4 protein-coding genes and 1 pseudogene are annotated in these 4,130 nt (G+C 43.1%); all 5 read right to left on the reverse strand.

What is annotated here, in order from left to right; genetic code table 11:
* Positions 1–249 (reverse strand): DUF2169 domain-containing protein (locus tag HMPREF9370_RS01845; RefSeq protein ID WP_040666779.1); only part of this gene is annotated, 249 nt, incomplete at its 3' end.
* 111 nt (positions 250–360) lie between these two features.
* Positions 361–786: an NTF2 fold immunity protein gene (locus tag HMPREF9370_RS01850; RefSeq protein ID WP_009115576.1), complete on the reverse strand. Its 426-nt coding sequence runs from the start codon at positions 784–786 to the stop codon at positions 361–363.
* A 20-nt stretch (positions 787–806) separates the two neighbouring features.
* Positions 807–2,813: pseudogene (locus HMPREF9370_RS11735) on the reverse strand (RHS repeat-associated core domain-containing protein); the annotation flags it as partial.
* Positions 2,814–2,849: 36 nt separating this feature from the next.
* Complete coding sequence (locus HMPREF9370_RS01865; RefSeq protein ID WP_040667335.1) at positions 2,850–3,185, reverse strand: hypothetical protein; 336 nt, start codon at positions 3,183–3,185, stop codon at positions 2,850–2,852.
* 11 nt (positions 3,186–3,196) lie between these two features.
* The coding region (locus tag HMPREF9370_RS01870) for an RHS repeat domain-containing protein (protein WP_174262994.1) at positions 3,197–4,130 on the reverse strand (934 nt) is incomplete at its 5' end.

Here is a 4,130-nt window from a genome sequence, read left to right on the forward strand (position 1 = left end):
GGGGGCTTGGAAGGAATGCACCATACCGGAGAAACCGAGTTCATAAATATGGTTGGGTTTCAGATGGGGCAGTTGCAGCGACGGATGCGCGCCGTTCCAATAGGCCATAGAAAAATCTTCCGGCAGCAGCGGGGCGCGGTTTTCAATCCAATGGGTGTCGGCGGTGCCGGTATGTTTGGCGCGTTGGGCGAAGTAGCGCGGCATGAAACCGAAGCCTTCGGGCGCGGCTTTTTCGGCAGGATCGCGCACGGGTTTGGGTAGAAAATGGGAAGGCTGTCTGAAAAAATTAGGGGTATTTTTTTAGACAGCCTTGTGGGTGTTAGGTCTAGACCCAATCTACGCTTGCTGTAATAAAATTAGTTATATTGCAGATAAAACCCATTTATTATCATGAGTACTCCATTCATAAACTTCGTCTAACAACCAATTATTATCAACTTTAATAAAAGCATATTTTCTTTTTTTTGTTACATTTGAATAAATAACCTTATTGACAATGAGATGTGCACTTTTGGTGGTAACTTCTAAAATTTCAATTTTATCTAATTCATTGGGATTATATTTTTCGGGAAATCCCACACTAAAATCATCAACTCCACCTTTTTTTCTTTTTTTATTTATAACAAATTCATTAAAAATTTTAGCCCTTTTATTTACTTGTTCAGAATAAAAATTTTCATCGGTTATATCTATTTTTTCAAGTTCAGCATTGGCATTTTTTTCCCATGTGTACATAAGAGTTAAGAACTGTTTTAAATTGCTTAAAATCATTTTTTCATTGTCCATTTTCAAATCCTCTCTCAAGATTAAATGTTTCTAAATGTTCGTTGTAAAACTAACTGACCTTGTTGATATACCCGATAAACCACGCTAGTGGGTCTTGTAAATCCCGGTGGAGTATTAAATGACCATGACAACTTAGTTTTACCATTCGCTTTGACTAAGTTATAAATATCTCGTTCAAAATCTCTATATTGCCCTCTGTTTATTTTGGGAAGCTGAGGAAACATATTACGATTATTACGAGACCCTCCAAGTAACTTACCGAGAATATGACCAGCATCATCATCACATCGACCTAAACTTTTTACATAATCTCTATTTTCTTTACTTGTAGATTTACCTTTACCCAAATCTTTTCTTCTTATAACGACAGATGCACTTTTAACAGCTCCATTTGAAGCGTACGTTACTCGAGGAGTCTTAACTAGCCCCAGTGGGTCAATCCAAACTTGTCCATTAGGTGCAAATAAATAAAGGTTATCTCCACCAAGCAGTCCAATCGGATCCTGATTCACAAACCGCCCCACATCAGGGTCGTAATAACGGAAGAAATTGTAATGCAGCCTGATTTCACGGTCGCAATACTGATTCTGCAACCTGAACGGCTGATGCGCCCTTCCCGTTACATTGGTTTCTTCGGTTAATTTGCCCCAAGCATCATACTCGCCGAACCAAAGCAGCTTACCGTCTTTATCGGTCATCTCGCGCGGTATGCCGATTTGGTCGCAATGGAAGTAGTTGACTTCCTGTCTGCTTTCGCTTTCCGTGTTTGTATAGTTGTGAATTTGGGCTAGGGGTTCGTAACTGTCTTGGTCGGTGTAGATGTAGGTGTAGAGGCCGTCTGAATTGTGTTCTTGAAGCAGACGGCTGCCGTCCCACAGGAATGTGATTTCGCTGTCTAGAATACCTTTACCGGTCTGAGTTTTCAGACAGGCATTGTCTCTTAGGCCGTCTGAAACGTTTTCAACGGTTTCCATAGCGCCGTTTTTCAGACGGCCTTTGCTTACCCTTCTGTCCAAAGCATCGTATTCAAACACCCAAACTTCTTTGTCCCATTCTCCCGTTTCGGCGTTTTTCATAAACGTTTCCACTTTAACCAAACGGTCGAACAAATCGTAATATAGATTTTGGGTGCTGCCGTCCGAATGTTCTTTGTGGATGGTGTTGCCGAAGTCGTCGTAGAAGAATTTTATGCCGTTATAAGCTGCAATGCGGTTGTCTTTTACCTGCTCCCCGTATTCGTTAATCAGGTTGTAGGCGGGATCGAAGGCAAAGGTTTGGTTTTTTACTTTCAGGGGTTGGCCCAGTTTGTCGTACTCGAAATGCGTCGTTCCCGTCCGCTGATCGGTGCTGTGGAGCAGGTTGCCGGTTTTGTCGTAGCCGTAGCTGCGTTTGACGGCGGTGTGGGCGGGTATGTAACCCGCCCCTACGGCAGCTTTGCCGCTTTCAGACAGGCCGTTGAGTGCGGCAATCTGTTTTTTCAGACGGCCTACCGGGTCTAGCTCGTAGCGGCTGGTCAAGGCACCCTGTGTCCTTTGGATTTCACGGTGCAGCTTATCGCGTTCGATGTCGCTGATGACTTCGCCGTCGAGGTTGATTTGGTGCAGGTGGCCGCTGCCGTAATACAGGTAGTTGATTTGGCGGCCGTCGGGCAGCACGGTGGTGGTGCGGTTGCCGTTGAAGTCGTAATGGTAGTGGATGCTGTCGGTAATCGGCTGGAACAGCATATCGTACTGCGGGTCGCGCCAGTCGGTGTCTATCAGGCCGTTTTGCTCGTTTTCTTCTTGGGTCGGTACCTTCCACCGGTGTTGGCCGATAAGTTGACCGTTGGGGTTGTAGTCGAAACAGGTAATGCTGTGTCGGTTGGCGGCACGGACGAGGTTGCCGTTAAGGTCGTAATGATAGGCGGTTTCCTGAATGTTGCCTTTGCTGTCGTGGGCAAGGGTGTGTTTCAGACGGCCTAAGATGTCGCGTTGGAACTCGGTGATTCTGAGCGGGGTTTTGTCTTTAAGGCCGTCTGAAAGTAGCGAGGTGTTGGTTTCGCCGACGGGTTATTGAAGTTTTTATTATGGTGAAATCTGATTATGCAGATAATCAAATAATTGATTGGCAATAAACTCAGCATGATCTTTTTGAACGGGAAATTCAAAGTAATAATACTGATCGTTATATTTTTCTGTAATGTATCCAGGCATGCAGAAAAATTTATTATAAAATGAAAAAATCTCTTTCACAGACTCTGAAATTTCTTCTAAATTATTAGTAATATCAGTTATATCATAGAAAATTTCACTATAATATTTATCAAGAGAGTTTATTGTAATAAACGGGAGTTTTTCTTTATTACAAAATTCCCAATGTTGAGAAGCTAAAGAGCTATTTTTATAAACAAATTTATTCATAAAATATTTAATCACTTAAATTTAAAGTCAGTAACATGGCTCATTTTCCCTTTAGGATCAAATCTTGCCATATAGTGAACTGTCACACCATCTACTTTTTGCTCCATTTTATTCCATCCTTTTCCTGCATAACACCTATCTTTTATCTGGCTTTCATCAATAAGAACATCTCCTTTTTCAGGGTGTTTTTTCACTTGATCCATTATTTTGCTTTCTAGTCGATTTCTTGGCTTGGTTCTTCCTGTTGATTTTGTAGAAACAAATTTTGGTTTACGGGAAGAGGATTTCTTTTTTAACCCAAGGGGATCAATCCAATCTTGTGCATTCGGAGCAAAAGTGTAGAAGTTATCATCACCCCACAACCCAATCGGATCCTGATTCACAAACCTACCCACATCGGGGTCGTAATAACGGAAGAAATTGTAATGCAGCCTGATTTCGCTGTCGCAATATTGGTTCTGCAACCTGAACGGCTGGTGCGCTCTTCCCGTTACGTTGGTTTCTTTGCTTAGTTTGCCCCAAGCGTCGTATTCGCCAAACCATATCAGATTGCCGTCCCTATCGGTCATTTCGCGGGGAATGCCGATTTGGTCGCAGTGGAAATAATTGATTTCCTGTCTGCTTTCGCCGTCCGTATCGGTGTAGATGTGAATCTGTGCCAGCGGTTCGTAACTGTCTTGGTCGGTGTGGATATAGGTATATCTGCCGTTACCGTACATTTCTTGAACCAAATGGCTGCCGCTCCATACAAACTCGGTAACGTCTTCGAGGCCGTCTGAAACTTGCCCGCCGTTTTTCAGACGGCCTTTACTGATTCTGCGACCTAATGCGTCATAATCAAACAGCCATGTCTCTTTTACCCATTCTCCCTTTTCGGGATTGTGTTTGAAGGTTTCCACTTTTACAAGCTGGTGGAAGACATCGTAATACAGGTTTTGGGTTGTT

This window comes from Neisseria wadsworthii 9715, assembly GCF_000227765.1.
Lineage (GTDB): Bacteria > Pseudomonadota > Gammaproteobacteria > Burkholderiales > Neisseriaceae > Neisseria > Neisseria wadsworthii.

Coding starts and splice junctions, on each gene's coding strand:
- HMPREF9370_RS01865 (WP_040667335.1), bottom strand. CDS start 3,185: ATGAATAAATTTGTTTATAAAAATAGCTCTTTAGCTTCTCAACATTGG.
- HMPREF9370_RS01850 (WP_009115576.1), bottom strand. CDS start 786: ATGGACAATGAAAAAATGATTTTAAGCAATTTAAAACAGTTCTTAACT.